Genomic DNA, 23,251 nt, shown 5'->3' with positions numbered 1-23,251 from the left:
TCTGTGTGAGTGCGGGGTGGGGTTCGGTGGGCGGTTGCTTGGGCTGTGGGTGAGGCTGAGCTCGCCGGGCAGCGGGGCGGGGTCCGCGGCTGAGCGTGTCGAGGCGGCGTGGGGCTTGGGGGCGGGGTGGGGTGGGGTGGGGGTAGCCCCCGGGGGATGGGCGGGGCGGGGGGACGGGGCGGGGGGGATCCCCCCGGGGAAGCGAGGGGCGCCGATGCGGGATGTGGTGAAGCTCTCCTCGTGCGCGGTGCGCGGTGCGGTGCGGGGTCCCGGCCGTAGGCGGGGCCGGGGCCTCCGTGCCGGCGGGCACCGCGACGGGAAGGGGCGGGTGGGAATTGTGGGGGTGAGATGTACGTTGTGTTGCTTGGCCGCGCCGAGTGGGCGGTATGGATCACGACTTACGAAGGAGCGCGGGGCGCATGGCGGGCACTGTGACGATGTACAGCACGACCTGGTGCGGTTACTGCCGTCGGCTGAAGAGCCAGATGGACCGTGAGGGAATCGCGTACACCGAGATCAACATCGAGCAGGACCCGGAGTCCGCGGCGTTCGTGGAGAAGGCGAACGGCGGCAACCAGACGGTGCCGACCGTGCTCTTCGCCGATGGTTCGACGCTGACCAACCCGTCTCTGGCGCAGGTCAAGCAGAAGGTGACGGCGGCCTGAGGCCGACCCCACCACAACAGCACCAACGGCACGCGCCAAACGGCACGCACACCCAACAGTGCGTACCCAACAGCACGTACCAAGGGCGTCCCAAAAGGCGCGTGCCAAAAGGCACGTAGCAGCTGGAGCCGTCGGCCGGTCCCGTGAGGGGTCCGGCCGGCGGCTCTTTGGTGTGCCGCTCCGGCGGTGCGGCACGCTTACGGCTTCGGCAGCGGCTTGCCGTACCAGAGCTCGATCAGCCGGGCGGCGATGGAGATGCCGTACGGCGGCAGGACCTCGCCGGACTCGAAGGCGGCCCGCAGGTCCTCGCGGGAGAACCAGCGCGCCTCCTCGATCTCCTCGCCGTCGACCTGGATCTCGGAGGAGGTGGCGCGCGCCATGAAGCCCAGCATCAGGCTGGAGGGGAAGGGCCAGGGCTGGCTGGCGATGTACTCGACGTCACCGACGACGACGCCCGCCTCCTCGAAGACCTCGCGGGCCACCGACTGCTCGATGGACTCCCCCGGCTCGACGAAGCCCGCGAGGGTGGAGAAGCGGCCTTCGGGCCAGTGGACCTGCCGGCCGAGCAGTGCGCGGTCGTCCTCGTCGGTGACGAGCATGATCACGGCCGGGTCGGTGCGGGGGTAGTGCTCGGCGCCGCAGGCGGGGCAGCGGCGGATGTGGCCGGCGGCGGCGATGACGGTGCGTTCGCCGCAGCGTGAGCAGAAGCGGTGGAGCCGCTGCCAGTTTTCGAGGGCGACGGCGTGGACGAGGAGGCCGGCGTCCCGGGGCGAGAGGAGCAGGCCGGCTTCGCGCAGGCCGGCCGGGCGTGCGGACTGGTCCATGCGGCCGGGCAGGGAGTCCTTCTGGAGGGCGAAGTAGCTGACGCCGTCGTCGTCGGTGCCGAGGTAGTAGCGGTGGGCCTCGGTCAGTGGCGCCTCGAAGGACGGCGTCATGATCAGTTCGGTGCGGCCGTCGGGGGTGTCGTCGATCAGCGCCTGGCCGCCGGACACCACGAAGACGCGCGTCGTCGGGTGGCTCCAGGCCGCCGCCAGCCAGGCCTCGTCGAGACGGTGGTGGGCGGAGCGGTCGATTCCGCTCGGTGTGCTGAAGGTGAGCGGCCGGTCGGTGGTGTGGTCGGTCCAGGTGGTCACTGCTGTTTCCAACTCCCCCTATACGTGGGTGATTGCTGCGTACGGGCGCGAGCCGTGCGGCGGGCGGGCGTGGTCAGGCCGTGTGCCAGGTCTCCGCCAGGTCGCCCCATAGGTAGGCGGCGGTCTCGACGCCCTTCATCAGCAGGTCGAGCTCGACCTTTTCGTTCGGTGCGTGCCAGCCGTCGGAGGGGACGGAGATGCCGAGGAAGAGGACGGGGACGTTCAGGACGTCCTGGAGGTCGGCGGCGGGGCCGGAGCCGCCTTCGCGGGTGAAGCGGATCTTCTGGCCGAAGGCGCGTCCCATGGCGCGGACGACGGACTGGAGCGCGGGGTGGTCGAGGGGGGTGAGGCAGGGGCGGGTGGCGCCCCAGAAGGTGATCTTGTGGCGGATGCCGTGCGGGAGCCGGTCGGCGACCCAGTCGCGTACGGACTGCTGGACGGCGGCGGCGTCCTGGCCGGCGACGAGCCGGAAGGACAGCTTGAGCTGGGCGGTGGAGGGGACGATGGTCTTGCCGCCGGGGCCCTGGTAGCCGCCGCCGATGCCGTTGACCTCGGCGGTGGGGCGGGCCCAGATGCGCTCCAGGGTCGTGCTGCCGGCCTCGCCGAGGGGGGCGTGGGAGTGTGCGGTGCGCAGCCACTCCTGCTCGTCGAAGGGCAGCTCGGCGAAGAGTTCGCGCTCGCGGTCGGTGAGTTCGATGACGCCGTCGTAGAAGCCGGGGAGGGCGACGCGGCGGTCGGTGTCGTGCAGTGCGGCGGCCAGCCTGGCGGCTTCGGTGGCGGGGTTGGGGACGGCGCCGCCGAAGGAGCCGGAGTGGATGTCCTGGTCGGGGCCGTAGAGGTCGATCTGGCAGTCCGTCAGGCCGCGCATGCCGGTGCAGACGGTGGGGGTGTCCCTGGACCACATACCGGTGTCGGAGACGATCACCGCGTCGCAGGCGAGGCGGTCGGCGTGCTTCTGGATCAGGGCGGGGAAGTTGGGTGAGCCGGACTCCTCCTCGCCCTCGATGAGCAGCTTGAGGTTGACGGCGGGAGCGGTGCGGCCGGTCGCGGCGAGGTGGGCGCGCACGCCGAGGGTGTGGAAGAACACCTGGCCCTTGTCGTCGGCGGCGCCGCGGGCGTAGAGCTTGCCGTCGACGGTCTGCGGCTCGAAGGGGTCGGTGTGCCAGCCGTCCTCGCGGGCGGCGGGCTGGACGTCGTGGTGGCCGTAGACGAGCACGGTCGGCGCGGAGGGGTCACCGGAGGGCCATGCGGCGAAGACCGCGGGCAGGCCGTCGTCCTCGGTCTCCCAGATCTCGACGGTCGGGAAGCCGGTGTCGGTGAGCTTGGCGGCGAGCCATTCGGCGCTGCGGCGGACGTCGCCGGCGCGCTCCGGGTCGGCGGACACGGAGGGGATGCGCAGCCAGTCGGCGAGGTCGTCGAGGAAGGCCTCGCGGTGGCCGGTGAGGTACGCGCGGACGGCGCTGTCCGGGGTGGTGCTCATACGACCGAGCCTATCGGCCTTCCGGGGGAGGGCGGTCGTCGGTCTCGCCGAGCAGGATGCGCTCCAGTCCGGCCCGGCCGGGCAGTCGTGCGGGCCTGATCACCTCGCCGGTGCGGACGTGGACGAAGGCGGCGCCGACGGCGGAGGGCGGCAGGCCGTAGCGCTCGGCCCAGGCGAGGCGGTAGACGGCCAGCTGGAGGGGGTCGGCGGTGCGGGCGCGGCCGGTCTTCCAGTCGACGATCTCGAAGCGGTCGCCGTCGGGGTCGCGTTCCTTGTAGACGGCGTCGATGCGGCCGCGGATGACCCGGCCGGCGAGCGTCAGCTGGAAGGGGGCTTCGACGCGGAAGGGGGTGCGGTGGGCGTAGGGGGTGCGGGCGAAGGCTTCTTTGAGGGCTTCGAGGTCGTGTTCGTCGGTGATGTCGGCTTCGTCGCCTGCTTCGGCGCCGGGGAGTTCGTCGGGGCCGAGCAGCGGCAGGGTGAGCTCTTCGAAGCGGGATTCGACCCAGGCGTGGAAGCGGGTGCCCCGTCGGGCGCCGGGCCGGGGCGGGCGGGGCATGGGGCGCGCCAGCTCGCGGGCGAAGCCGTCGGGGTCGGCGGCGAGGTGGAGCAGCTGGGTGGCGCTGAGTGCGGCGGGCAGCGGGACGTCGCGGACGGTGGCGCGGGCGCGGCGCAGTTCGGCGGCGAGGGTGTCGAGGTCGCGGTCCCAGGAGCCGACGATGCGGCGTTCCTCGGGGAGGAGGGCGTGGGGTGAGGTGTCGGTGAGGTCGGGTTCGGTGGAGCGCTGGGCGACGATGCGGGGGCGGGGCGGGGCGGTCTCGCCGTCGGGGTCGTCGTACGGGGCGGTGTCGTAGGGGGCGGCGTCGGGGCCGTCATACGGTTCGGCGGCCGGACCGTCGTACGGGCCGGCTTCGGCGGTGGCGGACGGATCGACGGCCGTAGGTCCGGCGGAGGCGGGCTCGTCGTACGGGGCGTACGGGTCGTCCGTGTACGCCGCCTCGTCCCACGCCGCCTCGTCCCACGCCTCGTCCTCCGGGGGCGGCGGCCACTCCGGGTCGTACGCGGGGAGCGGCGCCGGTGCGGTGCCGGGACGGTCCGGTGCCGTGCCCGTGGAGCGGGCCAGGTGGGCGCGGACCGTGGCGGCGGCGGTGCGGCGGCGGGCGGTGGCGGTGGGGTCGAGGGGCAGCGGCCAGTCCTGTTCCGCGGCGGCCTCGGCGAGGGCGGGGTTCTCGGCGCCGTCCTCGGGGGGCTCGGCCCAGTGCTCGATCTCGCCGTGTCCCGCTTCGCAGTGGGCGCGCAGCGCCTCCAGGAAGGCGGAGGGGCCGCGGGGGCGTTTCTGGTTGGGGCCCCACCAGTGCCCCGAGCCGAGGAGCAGGCTGCGGGGGCGGGTGAAGGTGACGTAGCCGAGGCGGAGTTCTTCGGTCTCCTGGTGGTGCTTCATCGCCTCCTTGAAGGATTTCAGGCCGCGGGCGGCCCATTCCTCGACGTCGGGGAGGGTGGCGGCGTCGCCGCGCAGGGCGTGCGGCAGGACCTTGGGGCGGCTGATCCAGGACTCGCGGGCCTGTTCGCTGGGGAACTGCTTGGTGACCAGGCCGGGGACGGCGACGACGTCCCATTCCAGGCCCTTGGATTTGTGCGCGGTGAGCACCTTGACGGTGTTGTCGCCGCCGGGGAGCGAGCTGTCCAGGCCCTTCTCGTACTGGACGGCGGTGCGCAGGAAGCCGAGGAAGGCGAGGAGGGTGGCTTCGCCGTCGAGGGCTTCGCCGCCCTGTTTGGCGGCAAAGCCGGCGGCGATGTCGAGGAAGGTGCCGAGGGTTTCGCGGCGGCGGGCGGCGAGGGCGCGCGGTGACGCGGACAGCTCCACCTCCAGGCCGGTGGTGGCGAGGATCCGGTGGAGGACGTCCATGAGCGGGTCGCCGAGGGAGCGGCGCAGATCGCGCAGTTCGGTGGCGAGGTAGGCGAAGCGCACCCGGGCCTCGGGGGAGAACGGCAGTCCGTCGTCGGGGCCTTCGGCCTCCAGGAAGGTGTCGAGGGCGTCGGCGAGGGAGATGGTCTCGGCCGGGTCGGTGCCTTCGACGGCCTCGGCGAGGCGCTGTGCGGGGTCGTCGGAGGGGTTGCCGTGGTGGACGAGGGTGCGGGCGCGGCGGCCGAGGAGGGCCAGGTCGCGGGGGCCGATCCGCCAGCGCGGGCCGATCAGCAGGCGGACCAGGGAGGCGTTGGCGGTGGGGTCCTGGAGGACTTCGCAGACCGCGACAAGGTCGGCGATTTCCGGCAGGTGCAGCAGTCCGGAGAGGCCGACGACCTCCACGGGGAGGTCCCGGGCGACCAGTTCGCCCTGGATACGGGCGAAATCGCCGGCGGTGCGGCAGAGGACCGCGATCTCGCCGGGCGGGGTGCCGGTACGGACGAGGTGGGCGAGGGAGTCGGCGAGCCAGCTGATCTCGTCGGCGTGGGTGGGCAGCAGGGCGCAGCGCACGATGCCGTCGCGCTCGGCGCCGGGGGCGGGGCGCAGTGCTTCGACGCCCTGGTGCATCCGGCGGAGGGGGGCGGCGAGGCCGTTGGCGAGGTCGAGGAGGCGGCCGCCGCTGCGGCGGTTCTCACTGAGGGCGTACCGGCGGGCGGGGGTGCCGTCCTCGAAGGGGAAGTGGGCGGGGAAGTCGTCGAGGTTGGCGACGGAGGCGCCGCGCCAGCCGTAGATGGCCTGGCAGGGGTCGCCGACGGCGGTGACGGCGTGCCCGGTGGGGGTGCCGGTGCCGGAGCCGAAGAGGCCGGACAGCAACAGCCGTTGGGCGACGGAGGTGTCCTGGTACTCGTCGAGCAGGACGACGCGGAATTCGTCGCGCAGGAGGCGGCCGACCTCGGGGCGGGTGGTGGCGAGGGCCGCGGAGTGGGCGATCTGGTCGCCGAAGTCGAGCAGGTCGCGGCGGCGCTTTTCGCTGCGGTAGGCGGTGACGAGGTCGAGGAGTTCCAGACGGGCGCGGACGGTTTCGGGGACCTTGCGCAGGTCGGCGTTGGTGAGCTTGACGCCGTCGAGGGCGGCGAGGAGGGCGGTGTCGTGGGCGCGGAGCTCGGCGGGGTCGACGAGGTGTTCGGCGAGTTCGGCGTCGAGCGCGAGCAGGTCCTCCACGAGGGTGGGCAGCGAGGTGGTGAGCGCCGGGTAGGGGCCGGGGGCGCTGCGCAGGGTGCGGGCGGCGAGCTGGAAGCGGGTGGCGTCGGCGAGCAGCCGGGCGCTGGGTTCGAGGCCGATGCGCAGGCCGTGGTCCTTGAGGAGCTGGCCGGCGAAGGCGTGGTAGGTGGAGATCCGCGGTTCGCCCGGGGGCTGGTCGGCCGCAGCGCCCCCGGCGTCGACCGGCAGGGCGTCGGGATCGGTGACACCGGCGGCCAGCAGGGCGGCCCTGACCCGCTCGGCGAGCTCACCGGCCGCCTTGTTCGTGAACGTCAGCCCGAGGACCTGCTCGGGGGCAACCTGTCCGGTGCCCACCAGCCACACCACTCGCGCGGCCATCACCGTGGTCTTGCCGGATCCGGCTCCGGCCACGATGACCTGCGGGGCGGGCGGCGCGGTGATGCACGCCGTCTGCTCCGGTGTGAACGGGATCCCGAGGAGCTCTTTGAGCTGCTCGGGGTCGGTGATACGGGCTGACACAGCGAAAACGGTAGCGGTCGCCACTGACAGTCCGCGGCGCCCTTCCGCTGCGCTTGGCGGCCGTCCCACGTTGTTGGCTGTCCCGCCGTGGTGGTTTGTCGCCGTTGCGCCTGGCGGCGGGCCCGTCCGCTGCGCTTTGCCTCGGCCGATGTTCTGGCTTTCCCGCCGTTGCGCCTGCGGCGGGCTGTTGCCGCTGCGCGGGGGTGTTCGCTGCGGGTGCGCCCCTCCGGACTTCGTCCTGCGGTCCGCCCCCTCCCGTGGGTGGGTGGAAGACGACCGGTGGGGGTGCACGCAGACCGTCATCAGCGCGCAGTGAGAAAGACCACGCCCGCCCCCACGAGAAATCCCCCCACCCACGGGAGGGGCCGCGCCGCAGGACGAAGTCCGGAGGAGCGGCACCGCACCCGACAAACCCACGCCCGCCGCAGGCGCAACGGCGAGAAAGCCGACAACGTGGGGCTCACTCAACAACGTGCCGCCCCTCCGGCCGTGCGCTGCACGAGGACCGGAAGGTGCAGTGGGTGCAGTGGGTGCCGGTGGTCGGTGTGAAGCGCTCCTCCAGGACTCGGCCGGCGGCGGTGGCGAGCAGTTCGCCGACCCACTCCCCGTCCGGCGGCTGCTGTGCCTGTACGGCGGGCAGGGTCTCGCCGCCTTCCTTCTGGGGGGCTCCGAGGCGCAGATGCACCAGTTCGGCGCCGCCGGCCTCGGGGGTGCGGCCGTCGAAGGCGTCGTCGACGGCGCCCTCGCGCACCGCGAGCTGGTAGACGGCGAGCTGGGGGTGGCGGGCGACCTCGGGTCCGGTGGGTTTCTGTTTGCCGGTCTTGAAGTCGACGACGTAGGCGCGGCCCTGGGCGTCCCGTGAGACGTGGTCCATGCTGCCGCGGATCCGGACCTGGTAGGCGCCGGCCTGGAGGGTGACGTCGAAGCCGTGCTCGGTGGCGACGGTTTCGCGGCCGCGGGTCTTGCGCTCCATGACGTGCCAGCGCAGAAAGCGCTCCAGGGCGGCGCGGGCGTTGTCCTTCTCCTGGCGGGACTTCCAGGGGGCGTCGAAGGCGAGTGCGTCCCATACGGAGTCCAGGCGCTCCATCAGGACGCTCAGATCGGCGGGGGTGCGTCCGGAGGCGACCTCGTCGGCGAGCACATGGACGACGTTGCCGAAGCCCTGGGCGGCGGTGGCGGGGGCGTCCGCCTTGACCTCGCGGCCCAGGAACCATTGCAGGGAGCAGGTGTTGGCGAGCTGGTCGAGGGCGCTGCCGGAGAGGACCACGGGCCGGTCGCGGTCGCGCAGCGGGACGCTGCTGTGGGTGGGTTCGGCGAGGCCCCACCAGTTGTCGGGGTGGGCGGCGGGCACGAGCGGTCTGTGGTCGTCGTCGTGCAGTGCGGCGAGCCGGGCGAGCCGCTGGGCGGCGGCCTCGCGCAGTGCGGGGGCGGCGTCCGGGTCGACGGTGGTGGCGCGCAGTTCGGCGACGAGCGCGGCGACGGAGAGGGGGCGGCGGGGGCGGCCGGTGACGTCCTGGGGGGTGACGCCGAGTTCGGTGAGGAACCGGGAGGGCTGGTCGCCGTCGTCGGCGGCGGCCTTGACGGCGGTGACGACGAGGCGGTCGCGGGCGCGGGTGGTGGCCACGTAGAACAGCCGGCGTTCCTCGGCGAGCAGTGCGCCGGGGGTGAGCGGTGCGGCGAGGCCGTCGCGGCCGATCCGGTCGGCCTCCAGGAGCGAGCCGCGTCGGCGCAGGTCGGGCCAGAGCCCTTCCTGTACGCCGGCGACGACGACGAGCCGCCATTCCAGGCCCTTGGCGCGGTGTGCGGTCATCAGCCGTACGGCGTCGGGGCGGACGGTGCGGCGGGTGAGGGTGTCGGCGGCGATGTCCTGGGCGTCCAGCTCCTCGAGGAAGTTCAGGGCGCCGCGGCCGCCGGTGCGTTCCTCGGCGCGGGCGGCGGTCTCGAAGAGGGCGACCACCGCGTCGAGGTCCCGGTCGGCGTTGCGGCCGGCGGCGCCGCCGCGCCGGGCGGCCCGCTCCAGGCGCTGCGGCCAGGGGGTGCCGTCCCACAGCTCCCACAGCGCCTGCTCGGCGGTGCCGCCGCCGGCGAGGAGTTCGCGGGCCTTGCGCAGCAGCAGGCCGAGCCGCTGGGCGCCGCGGGCGTAGCCGGGGTCGTGGGCGACCAGGCGCTGGGGTTCGGCGAGGGCGCGGGCGATCAGCTGGTCGGAGGGTCGGGGCAGCGGCTGTCCGGCGGCGCGTTCCTCCTCGCGCAGGGCGCGGCCCAGGCGCCGCAGGTCGGCGGAGTCCATGCCGCCCAGGGGGGAGGTGAGCAGGTCGAGGGCGGTTTCGGCGTCGAGCCAGTGGGGTGGGGGGTCGTCGTGGGGGGTGTCGTCCTCGGCAGCCTGCTCCGCTGAGGACGACACGGGCGGCACGGACGACGGGGACGACGGGGGCGTCTCGGGCGCTGAGGAGGGCGTGGACATCGCCGCCCGGGCCGCCGCCCGGAGCGCCGTCAGCAGGGGTGCGACGGCCGGTTCGTGGCGCAGCGGCAGATCGTCGCCGTCGATGTCGAGGGGCACCCCGGCGGAGGTGAGCGCGCGGCGCACGGCGGGGATCGTGCGTCCTCCGGCGCGGACCAGGACAGCCATCTCCCCCCAGGGGACGCCGTCCTCCAGGTGGGCGCGGCGCAGGATGTCGGCGATGTTGTCGAGTTCGGCGCCGGCGGTCGGGTACGTGTACACCTCGGCCCGGCCGCCGTCCCGTACGGGCACCGGCTCGCGGTGGGCGCGTACCTTCTGGGCGGGCAGGCGGGTGAGCGGCATCCGGCGGGTCAGCAGCCGGGTGGCCGCGAGCAGGCCGGCGCCGGCGCGCCGGGAGGTGCCGAGCACGGCCACCGGGGCGGGGGTGCCGTCGCCGCGCCGGAAGGTCTCGGGGAAGTCGAGGATGCCGTTGACGTCGGCGCCCCGGAAGGCGTAGATCGACTGGTCGGGGTCGCCGAAGGCGATCAGGGTGCGGGCCGGGGAGCCCGGCCCGCCGGCCGTTCCGTGGTGGCCGGCGAGGGCGCGCAGCAGCCGTACCTGGGCGACGTCGGTGTCCTGGTACTCGTCGACGTAGACGGCGTCGTAGGACGCGGCGAGTCCGGCCGCGACGTCGGTGCGCCCGGCGAGCAGCACCGCGCGGTGCACCAGTTCGGCGTAGTCCAGGACGCCCTGGGCGTCGAGGACGTCGAGGTATTCGGCGAGGAAGCCGGCCGCGGCGCTCCAGTCGGGGCGTCCGGTGCGCCGGGCGAAGTCGCCCAGGGCGTCGGGGCCGAGGCCCAGTTCGCGGCTGCGGGCGAGCACCGCGCGGACCTCGTCGGCGAAGCCGCGGGTGGTCAGGCAGGCGCGCAGCTCGTCGGGCCAGCTGATCCCGGCGCGGCCGGTGCCGGCCAGGTCGGCCTGTCCTTCCAGGAGTTCGCGTACGACGAGGTCCTGCTCGGGTCCGGACAGCAGCCGTACGGGGTCGGCGAAGAGGTCGGCGTCCTGGTGGGCCCGGACCAGGGCGTAGCAGTAGGAGTGAAAGGTGGTGGCCTGCGGGACGAAGCTGGTGCGCAGGCGGGCGGCGAGCCGGTCGCGGAGTTCGACGGCAGCCTTGCGGCTGAAGGTGAGGACGAGGATCCGTTCGGGGTCGCCGCCGTCCCGTACCCGGCGGGCGACCGACTCGACCAGGGTCGTGGTCTTGCCGGTGCCGGGGCCGGCCAGCACCAGCAGCGGGCCGTGCCGGTGGTCAACCACAGCGCGCTGGGTTGCGTCCAAGGCAGGAGGGTCCACCCGTTCCGGCGGGGTGCGCACGAGCCGGTACGCGCCGGCGGCATCGCGCCGCGCGGCCCGGTGGGGCTGCGTCGGCGGGACGGCCGAGAAGGAGGAACTCACGTGGATCGCCGGTCCTGAGGAGGGTGCTGGGTGGTGGTGCGGATGCGGTGCGGAGTGCGTCGTGGGGTGCGCCGCGGTGCGGGGGCGGCCGGCGGGCTGCCGGTCCTCCGTGCGCCGTACACGCTACGGTGCGCCGGCGCCGTCCTGACGCCCGTCCCAGCGGGCCCGCCGCAGGTCGATCCGGGGTATCCGCTCATCCGCCGCCCGGCCGCCGGCCCTCGTCGCAGCGTGTGGCGCGCTTCCCTCTGCCGCGGCCCGCGGGGCCTCCCGCAGCGGGGTGCCTTCCTGCCGGTAGTGGGCCAGGGCGCGCTGTTCGCTGCCGGGCAGCAGCCGGCCGTCCGCGCGCACCACGCGCCACCAGGGCACCGCGCCACCGTAGAGGGCCATCGCACGGCCGACCTGGCGCGGCCCCACCCGCCCCGGGCTGCCGCCCGTTGCCGCAAGCCCTTCGGGCTGCTCCTCGCCTTCGAGCCATTCGGCGATATCGCCGTACGTCATCACCCGGCCCGCCGGGATCAGCTCGGCGACGGCCAGGACCCGCTCCGCGTAGGCGGGGAGCTCACCCGCGGCGTCACCCGCCGCCGTATCTCCGGTCCCACTCATTCGGTCCATCCTGCCGTACGGCACCGACAATGGGATCGGACACACGGTCCCGCACCACCCGGGAGGCCGGCGGCGAGGCGCCGTCAGCCGCAGTGCGCCGGGGGCATCACCCGCGCCCGCACGGCAGCGGGGGCGGACGTTCCGCTTCCCGTACCCCCGAAATGCACCCTGATGCCCCCCTCCACTGGTCGGCCGTGCCACCATCTTCCGGACGGTGACTGGTGATACGAGATCAAGAAGAGACGGCCGAGCAGCAGGGTGCGGCGCCTCCACGGGAGGCGGGCGCCCCCGACGCGCTGCCCGTTGAGGGGAAGCACCAACGGGGGCCGGCCACGGCTTCCGCTACCGAAAAGGCGAGCACGATCGAGAAGGCCGAACGACCAGGGGCGTCCGAGAGGCCGCAGGGGCCCAAGGAGCCCGAGCCAGCCGAGCTCGGCGAGGAGGAGCGGAACGACACACGGGGGACGGACGACCACGTCGAGCACCACAAGGGCGAGGAGCCGGTGTCCGGCGGCGCCCGGGGGCGGGCCCGTACCGGCTCGCACCGCGCCGACCTGAGCGCCGACGAGTGCGGCGAGTTCCACGTCGACCGGGTCTCGGGCGACGAGCCGCTGCTGCCCGCCCGGGTGCACCGGCCCGCCGACCTGCTGCGGCTGCTGCTCGGCATGGCCGGGATCGCGCTGGTGCTGGGGCTTGCGACATTCGCGCACGGCACCACGCAGGGGCTGGCGCGGGACATCGGCTCCGGCGCGAAGGCGGCGCCGCCGCTGCTGATCAACCTGGCGGGGCTGACGTCCAGCGTGGCGGTGCTGATCGTGCCGGTGGCGTTCGCCGTCGAGCGGCTGATCAAGCGGGACGGGCTGCGGATCGCGGACGGGGTGCTCGCCGCCGTCCTCGCCCACGGGGTGTCGCTCGCCACCGACCTGTGGGTGGCCGAGGCCGCACCGGCCTCCATCCGGGCCGCGCTGACCCAGCCGCTGGGCAACGGTGCGCTCTCCGCGCCGGTGCACAGCTATCTGGCGCCGGTGATCGCCTATATGACGGCGGTGGGGATGTCCCGGCGGCCGCGCTGGCGGGTCGCGATGTGGTGCGTGGTGCTGCTGGACGTCGTCGCGGTGCTGGTCGGGCGGTACTCCACCCCGTTCGCGATCATGACCACGGTGCTGATCGGCTGGACCGTCGCCTACGGCACCCTCTACGCCGTCGGCTCCCCCAACGTCCGCCCCACCGGCCAGAACCTGCTGGCAGGTCTGCGGCGGGTCGGCTTCCACCCGGTGAGCGCGATGCGCGCGGAGGACACCACCGGCCAGGAGAACAACGAGCACGCCGACCGCGGCCGCCGCTACCTCGTCACCCTGGAGGACGGCCCGCCGATCGACGTCACCGTCGTCGACCGCGAGCAGCAGGCCCAGGGCTTCTTCTACCGGGTGTGGCGGCGGCTGTCGCTGCGCGGCATCAACCAGCGCCGCAGTCTTCAGTCGCTGCGTCAGGCGCTGGAGCAGGAGGCGCTGCTGGCGTACGCGGCCATCGCGGCCGGTGCCCATGCGCCCAAGCTGATCGCCACCTCGGAGCTCGGCCCGGATGCGGTGATGCTGGTCTACGAGCACATCGAGGGCCGCACCTTCGACTCGCTGGCCGACGAGGAGATCACCGACGCGCTGATGCACAGCGCCTGGCGGCAGGTCGAGGCGTTGCAGTCGCGGCGGATCGCGCACCGGCGGCTGGTCGGTGACGCCCTGCTGGTGGATCGTTCCGGCAATATCGTGCTGACCGATCTGCGCGGCGGGGAGATCGCGGCCGGTGATCTGGTGCTGCGGATGGACATCGCCCAGCTGCTGGCCACCTGTGGTCTGCGGGTCGGTGCCGAGCGGGCGGTCGCCGCGGCCGTCGAGGTGCTCGGCCCGGACGCGGTCGCCGACAGCCTGCCGATGCTCCAGCCGATCGCGCTCAGCCGTACCACCCGCGCCACCCTGCGGCAGCGGGCCCGCGAGCGCTCCAAGCGGGAGCGGGAGGCGGTGCTGGCCGCGTCGCAGGCCGCCAAGGAGGCGCGGGAGGCCCGCGAGGCGGCGGGCCCGAAGGACCGCAAGACGATACGGGCCGAGCGGCACGCCGAGAAGAACGCCGAGAAGCGGGCGCTGGACGAGGCGTCGGAGGAGGCCCGCGAGGAGGATCTGCTGGCCCAGATCCGCCGCCAGGTGCTGCTGATCCGGCCGACCGCGGTGATCGAGCCGGCGAAGCTGGAGCGGCTCAGTCCGCGGATCCTGATCAGCTGGATCGCTGGTGCGTTCGCGGTGTATCTGCTGCTGTCCCAGCTGACCAACTTCAACCTGGGCGATGTGATCAGCGAGGCCCAGTGGGTGTGGGTCCTGGTGGCGATGTTCTTCTCGGCGCTGACGTACATCGCGGCGGCGATGAGCCTGCTGGGGTTCGTCACCGAGAAGGTGTCGTTCGTCAGGACGGTCATCGCGCAGATCGCGGGCAACTTCGTGAAGCTGGTGGCGCCCGCCGCGATCGGCGGGGTGGCGCTCAACACCCGCTTCCTCCAGCGCGCCGGGGTCCGTCCGGGCCTGGCGGTGGCGAGCGTCGGCGCCTCCCAGCTGTTCGGTCTGGGCAGCCACGTCCTGCTGCTGCTGGCCTTCGGCTATCTGACCGGTACCGAGCACGCACCGCAGATCTCACCGTCCCGTACGGTCATCGCCGGCCTGCTGACCGTGGCCGTACTGGTCCTGGTCGTCACGGCCGTCCCGGTGCTGCGCAAGTTCGTCTCGACGCGGGTGCGGTCGCTGTTCGCGGGTGTGGTGCCGCGGATGCTGGACATCCTTCAGCGGCCCCGGAAGCTGGTCACCGGTATCGGCGGGATGCTGCTGCTGACGGCGGCGAACGTGATGTGTCTGGACGCCTCGATCCGGGCGTTCGGCGGCGGTGACAAGCTCAGTTACGCGAGTATCGCGGTCGCCTTCCTCGCCGGTAACGCGCTGGGCTCGGCCGCGCCGACGCCGGGCGGTGTGGGCGCCGTCGAGGGTGCGCTGATCGGTGCGCTGACCTTCGCGGGGCTCGCCGGCGACACCGCGTTCCCCGCGGTGCTGCTGTTCCGGCTGATGGTCTTCTGGCTGCCGGTGCTGCCGGGCTGGCTGGCCTTCTCGTATCTGACGCGCAAGGGCGAGATCTGACCGCCGGCAGCATGCGCAAAGGCGCCGGTCCGTGCGGTACGGACCGGCGCCTTTCAGGTGGCGCGGCAGTGGCCTGGGCCCCTAGTAGACCGGCTTCTCCGGCTCGACGGTGTTGACCCAGCCGATGACGCCGCCGCCGACGTGCACCGCGTCGGCGAAGCCAGCGGACTTCAGTACGGCCAGGACCTCGGCGGAGCGGACGCCCGTCTTGCAGTGCAGGACGATCTTCTTGTCCTGCGGCAGGTCCTGGAGGGCGCTGCCCATCAGGAACTCGTTCTTCGGGATGAGCCGGGCGCCGGGGATGGAGACGATCTCGAACTCGTTGGGCTCGCGGACATCGATGATGTCGATCTTCTCGTCGGCGTCGATCCACTCCTTGAGCTGCTTCGGAGTGATCGTGGAGCCGGCCGCCGCCTCCTGGGCCTCCTCGGACACCACACCGCAGAAGGCCTCGTAGTCGATGAGCTCGGTGACGGTCGGGTTCTCCCCGCAGACCACGCAGTCGGGGTCCTTGCGGACCTTGACCTGGCGGTAGGTCATCTCCAGGGCGTCGTAGATCATCAGCCGGCCGACCAGCGGGTCGCCGATGCCGGCGAGCAGCTTGATGGCCTCGTTGACCTGGATGGAGCCGATGGAGGCGCACAGCACACCGAGGACGCCGCCCTCGGCGCAGGAGGGCACCATGCCCGGCGGCGGGGGCTCCGGGTACAGGCAGCGGTAGCAGGGGCCGTGCTCGGACCAGAAGACCGAGGCCTGGCCGTCGAAGCGGTAGATCGAGCCCCAGACGTACGGCTTGTTCAGCAGCACACAGGCGTCGTTGACCAGGTAGCGGGTGGCGAAGTTGTCCGTACCGTCCACGATCAGGTCGTACTGGGCGAAGAGCTCCATGACGTTCGTGGAGTCCAGGCGCTCTTCGTGCAGGTTGACCGTGACGTACGGGTTGATGCCCAGGACCGTGTCCTTGGCGGACGCGGCCTTGGAGCGGCCGATGTCCGCCTGGCTGTGGATGATCTGGCGCTGGAGGTTCGACTCGTCGACCTCGTCGAACTCCACGATGCCGAGCGTGCCCACACCGGCAGCGGCCAGATACATCAGCGCGGGCGAGCCCAGGCCGCCGGCGCCCACACAGAGCACCTTGGCGTTCTTCAGCCGCTTCTGCCCGTCCATCCCGACGTCGGGGATGATCAGGTGGCGGGAGTACCTGCGTACCTCGTCGACGGTGAGCTCCGAAGCGGGCTCGACCAGGGGTGGCAGCGACACGGATGACCTCAACAAGGGGGTTGGTCGGTATCTCAGGACTGATGGTGTTCCCGTAACACTGCCACGCCCTTCTTCATTCCGAGACACCCGGTCCGATGCGCGAGACGAAGGTGTCCCAGTAGCCGGGCAGCGACGCCCAGGCGTCCCCGCGCTGGTCACGGCGGTCGGTGAGGTACACGGTGCCCGCCCCCTGCCAGCGGGCGATCCGCAGCGCCTCGTCCAGGTGCGTGGACGGCACGCTGTGCACGAGGTGGCAGAACCGCTGCGGAGGGTGGTCGGCGGTCCACTCGGCGGCCTGGGACCAGCGGTAGTCGGCCCAGCGCCCGGCGAAGGTGACGAGCTGGTCGGCGGACTCGGCGTAGCCGGGGTGCGGGTGGGCGCCGTGCCCGAAGACCAGGTGGCCGTCGTCGCACAGGGCCCGCAGCGCGGTGGCGAGCCGCCGGGTGGCGGGCAGCAGGCTGCGGTCGGTGGGCGTGCGGTCCAGCCAGAAACCGTCGGCCTTGTACCACTCCAGGTAGTGGTGCGCGTCGGAGAGCAGCTCACGGAGGGGGCGCGCGCCGAGACCCAGGTCCAGGTGTCCCAGTACGCGGACACCCGTCTCACGGAGCCGGGCGGCGGCCGGCAGACAGTGCGGGTCGGGGCGGGCCCCGGGCCCGTTGGACACATTGAGCACCGCCCAGTGGACGGTCCCCGGGGCGCAGCGCAGCACACCGGCCCATTCGGCGGGTGCCAGCAGCGGATGGGCGAAGCCGGGTACGCCGATGCCCAGCGGTGCCGCCCCGGTCGGGGCGTGTCTGGAGCCGGCCGGCGTGATCAGATACGACATGCCGCCTCCATCCAGATGTCGGCCAGCGACTCCTCCAGCGCGATCCGGGGGCGCCAGCCGAGCCGGTCGCGGGCGGTGCGCACATCGGCCTGCTGCCAGGTGCCGCAGCCGTCCGGGTACGGGTAGGTGGCGGGCGGCGACCCTACGGCGTGCTCGCTGGAGGGGCCGGGGATGACGAGCCGGGCCGGCGGGGAGTCGAGTTCGTGCAGGGCACCGCCGAAGCCGGCGACCCTGGCGAGCACGGAAGCGGCCTCGCGCAGCCGTACGGCGCGGCCGGTACCGATGTTGACCACGCCCTGCGCGGCGGACAGCGACGCGGCGTGCACGGCCCGCGCGACATCCCGTACGTCGACGAAGTCCCGCTGCACGCCGAGCCCGCCGAGTTTGAGTTCGCTGTCGCCGGACTGCATGGCGCGGCGCATCGCCTCTGCCAGCCGCCCGAGCGGCGAGCCCGCCGGCGTCCCGGGGCCGACCGGGGAGAAGACCCGCAGCACGACCGCGTCGAGCCCGGAGCCCAGTACGAGTTCGGTGGCGGCGAGCTTGCTGACGCCGTACGGGCCTCCGGGGCGCGGCACCGCGTCCTCGGCGGTCGAGGAGCCGGGCTGGGAGGGCCCGTACTCGGAGGCGCACCCCAGGTGGACGAGGCGGGCGCCGCAGCCGCTGCGGCGCAGCGATTCGCAGATGGTGGCGACCGCGACGGTGTTGTGCCGGGTCAGCTCACGGGCACCGCCGCGGGTGGCGCCGGCGCAGTTGACGACCACGCCGGGGTGCACCGCGTCGAGGAAGCGGGTGAGCGCGCCGGGGCTGCCGGTGGCCAGGTCGAAGCGGACGTCGGCGTCATCGCCCCGCCCGAGGGCGGTGAGCTGGACGGCGGGGTCGGCGAGCAGGCGGTCGGCGACATAGCGGCCGAGGTAGCCGTTGGCGCCGATGAGCAGCACCCTCATCGTGCGACCCCCCGGTTCGCGTGGCGTGTGGTCGGCTGGACGTTCATATCTGTCGTGCTCCTCATGCGGATGGTGGGAAGTACGTCGGCTCCGGCCGCGGGGCCGGCTGCCGCCGAGGGGGCGGGGCCGGGAGGGGGGTGGGGTCGCGGTGGAGGTCCGAAGGATCCGAAGGGGCCGTTCCGGGACGCCCCTTGCGTGGTGGGTGGTGCGCGGTGCGGGTGCCCGGACGGGGGTGCGGGGCGGGTCACGGCCGGTGCGCCCCTGCCGGGCCGGTGGCGGCGGGCGAGTGCGCACAGGCGCCGGTGAGCGCCCGCAGGCCGTGGACGAGGAGGCCGAGGGCGGCGGCGGTGCAGGCCACGGCGGGTACCGCGGCCGGTCCTGCGAGGCCGGTCAGCGTCTCGACCGGAACGCCGAGCGGGCCCAGGCCGGGGAGCCGGGCGATCAGGACCAGGGCCGGGGCGAGCGCTTCCAGGGCGGCGGCGCACGCCAGGCCCGCGGCGGCCGCCTCGGGGAAGCCGTGGACGGCGAGCAGCCGGGCGAGGAAGAGCAGCGCCCCCAGCGCGCCCGCCGCGGCCGCGGTGAGGACGCCGTCGCCGCCGAGGACCGCCCTGGCGCCGGCGAGCAGCGCCGCCAGCGCGCCCAGGAAGAGCAGGGTGGCGGCGAGCAGCAGCGGCCGGACGCGGGCGGCGAACTCCTCCAGGCCGCGGCTGGCGGCCAGGGCGCGCCGGCCGCGCAGGGCGAACCAGCGGGCGCAGCCGGCCGCGGGGAGGGCGGCGCAGGAGAGCGCCACGGCGGTGGCGACGGCGGCCCGGGGGTGTACGGACGGCAGATCGGGGCCGCCGGTCAGCAGCTGTCCGAGCAGCCAGTCGCCGTACACCGCGTAGCCGGCCGCCCAGCAGGCCCACAGGCCCGCGCTCCGCGCCGCGGCGCCGTGGTGGCGTACGCGCAGCGGGCCGGACCGTACGGCGAGCCGGACGGCGAGGGCCAGCAGTACGGCCCCGCTGACACCGACGCCCGTACGGACGGCGGGGTTCACCGCGTCACCGAGCGAGGCGAGGGCGGCGACGACGGCGACGCCGACGGCGCCGGGGAGCAGTTGCAGCGCTGCGCCGCAGCGTCCCCCCCACCCCCGGACCCACCCCCCGCCCCCTCCCCCAAAGGGGGAGGAGGGGGAGGGGGCGGGGGAGGCGCCTGGCGGGCCCGGCGCGGCGTCGGGGGAGACGCCGGACGGCCCGCCTGCCGCGTCGGGCGAGAAGCCGGACGGCGCCGGCCCGGCGTCGGGGAAGAAGCCCGGCGGTCCGGCCGCCGCGGGGCCCGCGAACCCGGGTGCGGGCGCTTCCGCGGGCCCCGGCGCGGCCGCCTGCACCGGTCCGGAGGCGTCCGCGGGGCCGGTCCCGGGGCCGGCGGGCCCGCCCGGCGCCGGGGCGTCGTCGTCGGCGCGGGGCACCCGGGCATAGAGCTCTTCGGCCAGCGAGAAGACATCGCGGTGCCGGAAGCGGGCGGCCGTGCGGTCGGTGACCCCGTGGGCCTCCAGTCCGGCGGCGATCTCCAGCGCGTCGACGGCGTGCGCGCACAGCTGCTGATGACGGTGCATCAGCGCGCGTACGGGGTCGGCGGGTCCGCGGCGGGCGGCCCGTGCGGTGGCGCGGTCCTCGCCCGGGCCGCAGCGGTCCTCACCCGCGGCCCGGCGGCTCTCGCCGGTTGCTCTGTCATCCTCCCCCGCCGTCCTCGGAGCGCGGGCGGTGCCGGTGCCGGCCTCGGGCGTGGTCATGCCCGGTCCCCCTTTGACGGGGCCTGTGTACCGGCGTCGGGTGCGGGGCGGTGGTGCCCGGCGGGCTTCCGGGGTGTGGCGCGGAGGCGGGCCGGGGCGGTGCGCTCACCGGCGTACGCGGGGCCACCGGGGCGGCCGCGGCGGCGGAGCCCGTCCCGGTTGCCGGCGTGTGCCACATCGGCCATGCCCGTCACCAGTGCCACGCCGACCACGCCCATCGCACACATCACGTCCAGCACACCCGTCACCACTGCCGTCTCCCTCGCGCTGACCACATCTGCCTCATCGGCTCTCCCTGCGCCTCACCAGCCGCCTCCTTGACCGCATCGCAGCCCTCCGGGCCGTCCCCCGGCTGTTGGTCGTCCGCCGTCCGTCTCACGGCCCGTCTCATGTCTCGGACAGCGCCGGCACCCCGGTGGCCGCCCGCTCCCCCTCCCGCACCGCCCAGCTCGGTGTACGGCCGGCCGGCGCGGCGGCCCTGGCAGCGGCGCCGGTCGCGGCCCACCGGCCGGGGACATGGGACTCGGCGGGGCGGGCGAAGGGCTGCGGCGCGCCCCGGGCGTCGCGCGCACCGCGGTCGGCAGGGCGGGCCGGGGCGTGGGAGATCAGCTCCAGATAGATGCCACGAAATGCCGCGATGTTCTGCTCAACGGTGAACAGTTCGAGCGCCCGCGCCCGGGCCGCGGCGCCCAGCCGGGCCCTGCGGTCCGGATCGCCGAGCAGCGCCCGGCAGGCCTCGGCGAGTGCGCGGGGGTTGCGCGGCGGGACGACCAGACCGGTGCCGCCGATGACTTCGCAGACCGCCCCGGCATCGGTCGACACCGTGGCGCGGCCGCAGAACATCGCCTCCACCAGGGAGCGCGGGAAGCCCTCGACGACGCTGGAGAGCACCACCACCGCGGCGGAGGCGTAGGCGTCCGCCACGGTGGGGACGTCGGGGCTGCCGATCTCCTCGAAGCTGACCGGGTTCTCGCCGACGGTGCGGGCGTCGGCCGCCTCGTCGGGGAAGAGCTGGGCGGCCAGCGCCCGGCAGTGCGCGAGATAGCTCGGCGCCTGCGGGTCGGTGCCGACCCCGCCGATGATCCGCAGTGTGGCCGCCGGTTCGGCCCGGTGGATCTCCGCGAACGCATGCAGCAGGGCGATGAGGTCCTTCGCGGGCTCGACGGCGCCGACCCACACCAGCGTCTTGGAGTCGTCGGCCGGGGCGTCCGCGACCGCGGCGAACGGGCCCGCGTCCATGCCCGGGTAGACCGTGCGCAGCCGGGCCCGGTCGGCGCCGCAGCGCTCCTGCCAGCGGCGGGCATGGGTGTTGCCGGGGGTGATCAGGGCGGCCTGGGCGTAGGTCTCGGCGGCCAGCGCGCCCTGGAAGGCGGCGAGCAGCGCGCGCACCGGCGCGCTCAGTGGCGCCGCGGCGCGCGCCAGGTAGTGCTCGCGCAGCCGGACGCCGTACTCGGTGACCAGGAGCGGCGTCCCGAAGAAGCGTTTGGCCAGCAGCCCCGGCAGCGCGGCCGCACCGCCCGAGGTGGCATGGCAGAGGTCGACGCCGTCGAGACCGGGGGTGTGCCGGTCGCCGTACCAGTCCAGCGACAGCGGGCGCAGCGCTAGTTCGAGCTGGGCGACCACCGCCAGCAGGTCGCCCACGTGGACACCGTGGGCGGCGGGCAGCGCGCGGGGGCCGTGGCAGGCGGCCTCCAGGAGGCGCAGGGCGTCCTCGGAGCGGAGCAGGGCGGGCAGTGCGCCGTGTTCGCGGGCGAGTTCGGCAAGTCCGTAGAGCCCGTCGGCGAAACGGTCCGCCGTGCCGGCCGGTGCCGTGCCGGGCCCACCGTCCGGGCCGTCCTGCCCCTCCCCTGCCGGCGGCGCGGCGAAGGCCGTCACCAGATCGCCGAAGTGCGCGGCGAAACGGCGCCGTGCACGCCGTCCGGGGGTGCGGCCCCGGCGCTCCTCGGCGTTCCGCAGGTGCCCGTCGGGGAAGTCGCCCCACAGGGGTGCGCTGCGCACCAGCCGTACGTGGGCCGGGAGTCCGGCCCTGCCGTCCGTTTCCTGCCGGGCCTGTGTGCTCAGCGCGTAGATCTCGAAGTCATGGCCGGTGAGCCCGCGTACGAGCCGGTCGCACCACGCAGGCGACTCACCGGTCGCGTACGGATAACCACCCTCGGTGAGTAGTCCGATGCGCACGACGGCACCCCCGTCCTCCCATATCGGCATCCCTGGCGCGACGACCGGTCCGCCGTCACTCGCAGGAAGAAGCTATGCAAAGGGGCCGGTGGCGCGATGGACGGTTGTCCGTCGCGCCACCGGAAGGGGTGAAAGCACGTAACTTTCCGCCCGAAGGGGCGTTTCGAAGCGGTATGCGAGAGCCAGGGCGTGTCCGTACAGCCCCGAACTCCCGCCGCGGTCCGGTCAGTTCGAGCAGCGGCTCACCGCTGGGTGGGGAACGGCCAGGAGTTGGGCCGGCAGGTCGCGCCGTCCGTGGTCAGGAACTTGGTCTGCTGCATCATCACCGGCGCCAGTGCGCCCTGCCTGGCGCAGAACTCGTGGTTGTGGCCGAGCCGGTGGCCGACCTCGTGGTTGATCAGCATCTGCCGGTAGGCGAGCATCTTGTCGGGACCGTAGGTCTTGGCGCCCTGCGCCCAGCGGTACGCGTTGATCATGACCCGGTCGGTGGCCGCCGAATCGCAGGAGACATTGTCCTCCGCGGTGTCCAGACCGGACTTGGCGCACCACGTGGCGGTGGTTCCCGGGCTGGCCAGCGTGATCACGAAGTCGGCGTGGCCGGACGCCACCCGCTGGAAGGCCATCTTGCCGCCGTGCGCCCAGCTCCGTTCGTCGTTGAGGGTCTTGTGCACCGCCTCGGCGAACAGCTCGCCGTCCAGCGGCAGCCCCTCCTCGACCTCGACGCGGTAGCGCAGCACCTTGCCGGGGCCGGGCGCCTTGGCGTCGCTGCCGACGGGCTTGAACCGGCCGGCGGCCGTCAGCTTCGCGGCCAGCGGGAAGACCTGGGCCATCCGCTCCTCGTAACCGGCGGGCTTGGCGTCCTGTGTGGGCCTGGTGTGCGACCGGGAGGCCTCGTCGCCGGTGCCGTCGGTACGGTCGTTGCCGCTGCGCGGCTGCGGGTCGCCGCCGTCCTTCTGCTGTTCGGCGACCTGGCCGGCGATGACCACGGCGAGCACGGTGGTCACCGCCGCGGCGGCCGCGCCGGTGAACGTCCGGCCCTTGCCGCCCTTCTTCACGCCCTGGCCGTCGTCGTCCGTGCCGGCGCCGTCGGCCTCCTGGCCGTCCGGATCGCCGGGATACGCGCCTCCGGGGTCCGCCGCGCCGAATCCGCCGGGCCCGTCCTCCTCGTCGACCGCGTTCCGGTCGAAGACCACCGAGCGTCCGGTGTACCGGCCGCCGGGCGGCACCGCGGGGCCACCGTGCGCGGCGAAGCCACCGCGCGCACCGGGCGCACCGGCCCGGAAGACATCGTCGTCGGTGTCGTCCATGCCGCCCGCCGCACCGGTGCGGCCCGGGCCGTCGGGGAACAGCCCGGCGTCGAAGGCCTCCACGTACTCACGCCGCGGGCCGGTGCTGCTGCCCGGCATGGCGAGCGGCTGGGTGCCGGACATCTCCGCGCGCGGCCGGGGGATCCGCGGCGCGGTCCGGCCCGGCGTCATCGGGGCGGCCGGCGCCCCCGGGAACGCGCCCCAGCCGCCGCCCGGTTCCCGCTGTTCGGGGTGCCCGCCGCGCACCGTGTCGCCCTCGACCGGCTCGCGTCTGCGGCGCCCCGGTCCCGGGGCCCGGCCGCCCGACGGGCCGCCGCCCGGTGGCGTGGGCGTCTGCGAAGGGTCCTCGGTCTCCGGCCGGCTTCGGCGGCTATGACGTCCCACG

General features: G+C 74.2%; 14 protein-coding genes. 2 read left to right on the top strand and 12 right to left on the bottom strand.

Going from position 1 to position 23,251, the window contains the following annotated elements:
* The first annotated feature begins 419 nt into the window (after positions 1-419).
* Complete coding sequence (locus tag ACZ55A_RS18600) at positions 420-665, top strand: mycoredoxin (protein WP_468841068.1); 246 nt, start codon at positions 420-422, stop codon at positions 663-665.
* 197 nt (positions 666-862) lie between these two features.
* On the opposite strand, the gene nudC is transcribed toward ACZ55A_RS18600, so the two are convergent.
* From nudC to ACZ55A_RS18575, 5 genes are all read right to left on the bottom strand, one after another.
* Entirely contained in the window at positions 863-1,798 is a 936-nt protein-coding gene (gene nudC / locus ACZ55A_RS18595) for an NAD(+) diphosphatase (protein WP_468841066.1), read from the bottom strand.
* Between the two features lie 73 nt (positions 1,799-1,871).
* Positions 1,872-3,278, bottom strand: coding sequence for a dipeptidase (locus ACZ55A_RS18590; RefSeq protein ID WP_468841064.1), 1,407 nt, complete (start codon positions 3,276-3,278; stop codon positions 1,872-1,874).
* Between the two features lie 10 nt (positions 3,279-3,288).
* Positions 3,289-6,921 (bottom strand): UvrD-helicase domain-containing protein, encoded by a 3,633-nt coding sequence (locus ACZ55A_RS18585; protein ID WP_468841062.1) that lies wholly within the window; start codon positions 6,919-6,921, stop codon positions 3,289-3,291.
* 460 nt (positions 6,922-7,381) lie between these two features.
* A complete protein-coding gene (locus tag ACZ55A_RS18580; protein WP_468841060.1) occupies positions 7,382-10,810 on the bottom strand; it encodes an ATP-dependent helicase in 3,429 nt (1,142 codons plus the stop codon).
* Positions 10,811-10,933: 123 nt separating this feature from the next.
* A complete protein-coding gene (locus ACZ55A_RS18575) occupies positions 10,934-11,413 on the bottom strand; it encodes an MGMT family protein (RefSeq protein ID WP_468841058.1) in 480 nt (159 codons plus the stop codon).
* Between the two features lie 221 nt (positions 11,414-11,634).
* Between ACZ55A_RS18575 and ACZ55A_RS18570 the strand changes: the two genes are divergently transcribed.
* A complete protein-coding gene (locus ACZ55A_RS18570; RefSeq protein ID WP_468841033.1) occupies positions 11,635-14,583 on the top strand; it encodes a flippase-like domain-containing protein in 2,949 nt (982 codons plus the stop codon).
* 81 nt (positions 14,584-14,664) lie between these two features.
* Here the strand turns inward: ACZ55A_RS18570 and moeZ are convergent, their stop codons facing one another.
* The 7 genes from moeZ to ACZ55A_RS18535 form a co-directional block, all read right to left on the bottom strand.
* Entirely contained in the window at positions 14,665-15,843 is a 1,179-nt protein-coding gene (gene moeZ, locus ACZ55A_RS18565) for an adenylyltransferase/sulfurtransferase MoeZ (protein ID WP_468841027.1), read from the bottom strand.
* Positions 15,844-15,916: 73 nt separating this feature from the next.
* Entirely contained in the window at positions 15,917-16,669 is a 753-nt protein-coding gene (locus tag ACZ55A_RS18560) for a spherulation-specific family 4 protein (RefSeq protein WP_468841025.1), read from the bottom strand.
* Positions 16,657-17,613: an NAD-dependent epimerase/dehydratase family protein gene (locus tag ACZ55A_RS18555; protein ID WP_468841023.1), complete on the bottom strand. Its 957-nt coding sequence runs from the start codon at positions 17,611-17,613 to the stop codon at positions 16,657-16,659. Before ACZ55A_RS18555 ends, ACZ55A_RS18560 begins: the two co-directional genes overlap by 13 nt.
* Before the next feature lie 244 nt (positions 17,614-17,857).
* Positions 17,858-19,384, bottom strand: a complete 1,527-nt coding sequence (locus tag ACZ55A_RS18550; RefSeq protein ID WP_468841021.1) for a hypothetical protein — start codon at positions 19,382-19,384, stop codon at positions 17,858-17,860.
* On the bottom strand, positions 19,381-19,659 hold the full coding sequence (locus ACZ55A_RS18545) for a hypothetical protein (protein ID WP_468841019.1): 279 nt from the start codon (positions 19,657-19,659) through the stop codon (positions 19,381-19,383). The genes ACZ55A_RS18550 and ACZ55A_RS18545 overlap by 4 nt, the downstream gene beginning before the upstream one ends.
* A 112-nt stretch (positions 19,660-19,771) precedes the next feature.
* The gene (locus tag ACZ55A_RS18540; RefSeq protein ID WP_468841017.1) at positions 19,772-21,559 is read right to left on the bottom strand and encodes a DUF3492 domain-containing protein; all 1,788 of its coding nucleotides are present in this window, start codon (positions 21,557-21,559) and stop codon (positions 19,772-19,774) included.
* A gap of 242 nt (positions 21,560-21,801) precedes the next feature.
* Positions 21,802-23,250 (bottom strand): DUF3152 domain-containing protein, encoded by a 1,449-nt coding sequence (locus tag ACZ55A_RS18535; RefSeq protein ID WP_468841015.1) that lies wholly within the window; start codon positions 23,248-23,250, stop codon positions 21,802-21,804.
* Between the last annotated feature and the right edge of the window lies 1 nt (position 23,251).

This window comes from Streptomyces sp. NPDC034111 (assembly GCF_055575375.1).
The sequence above is the reverse complement of the archived record's forward strand: the minus strand, read 5'-3'. Positions and strand labels throughout refer to the sequence as shown.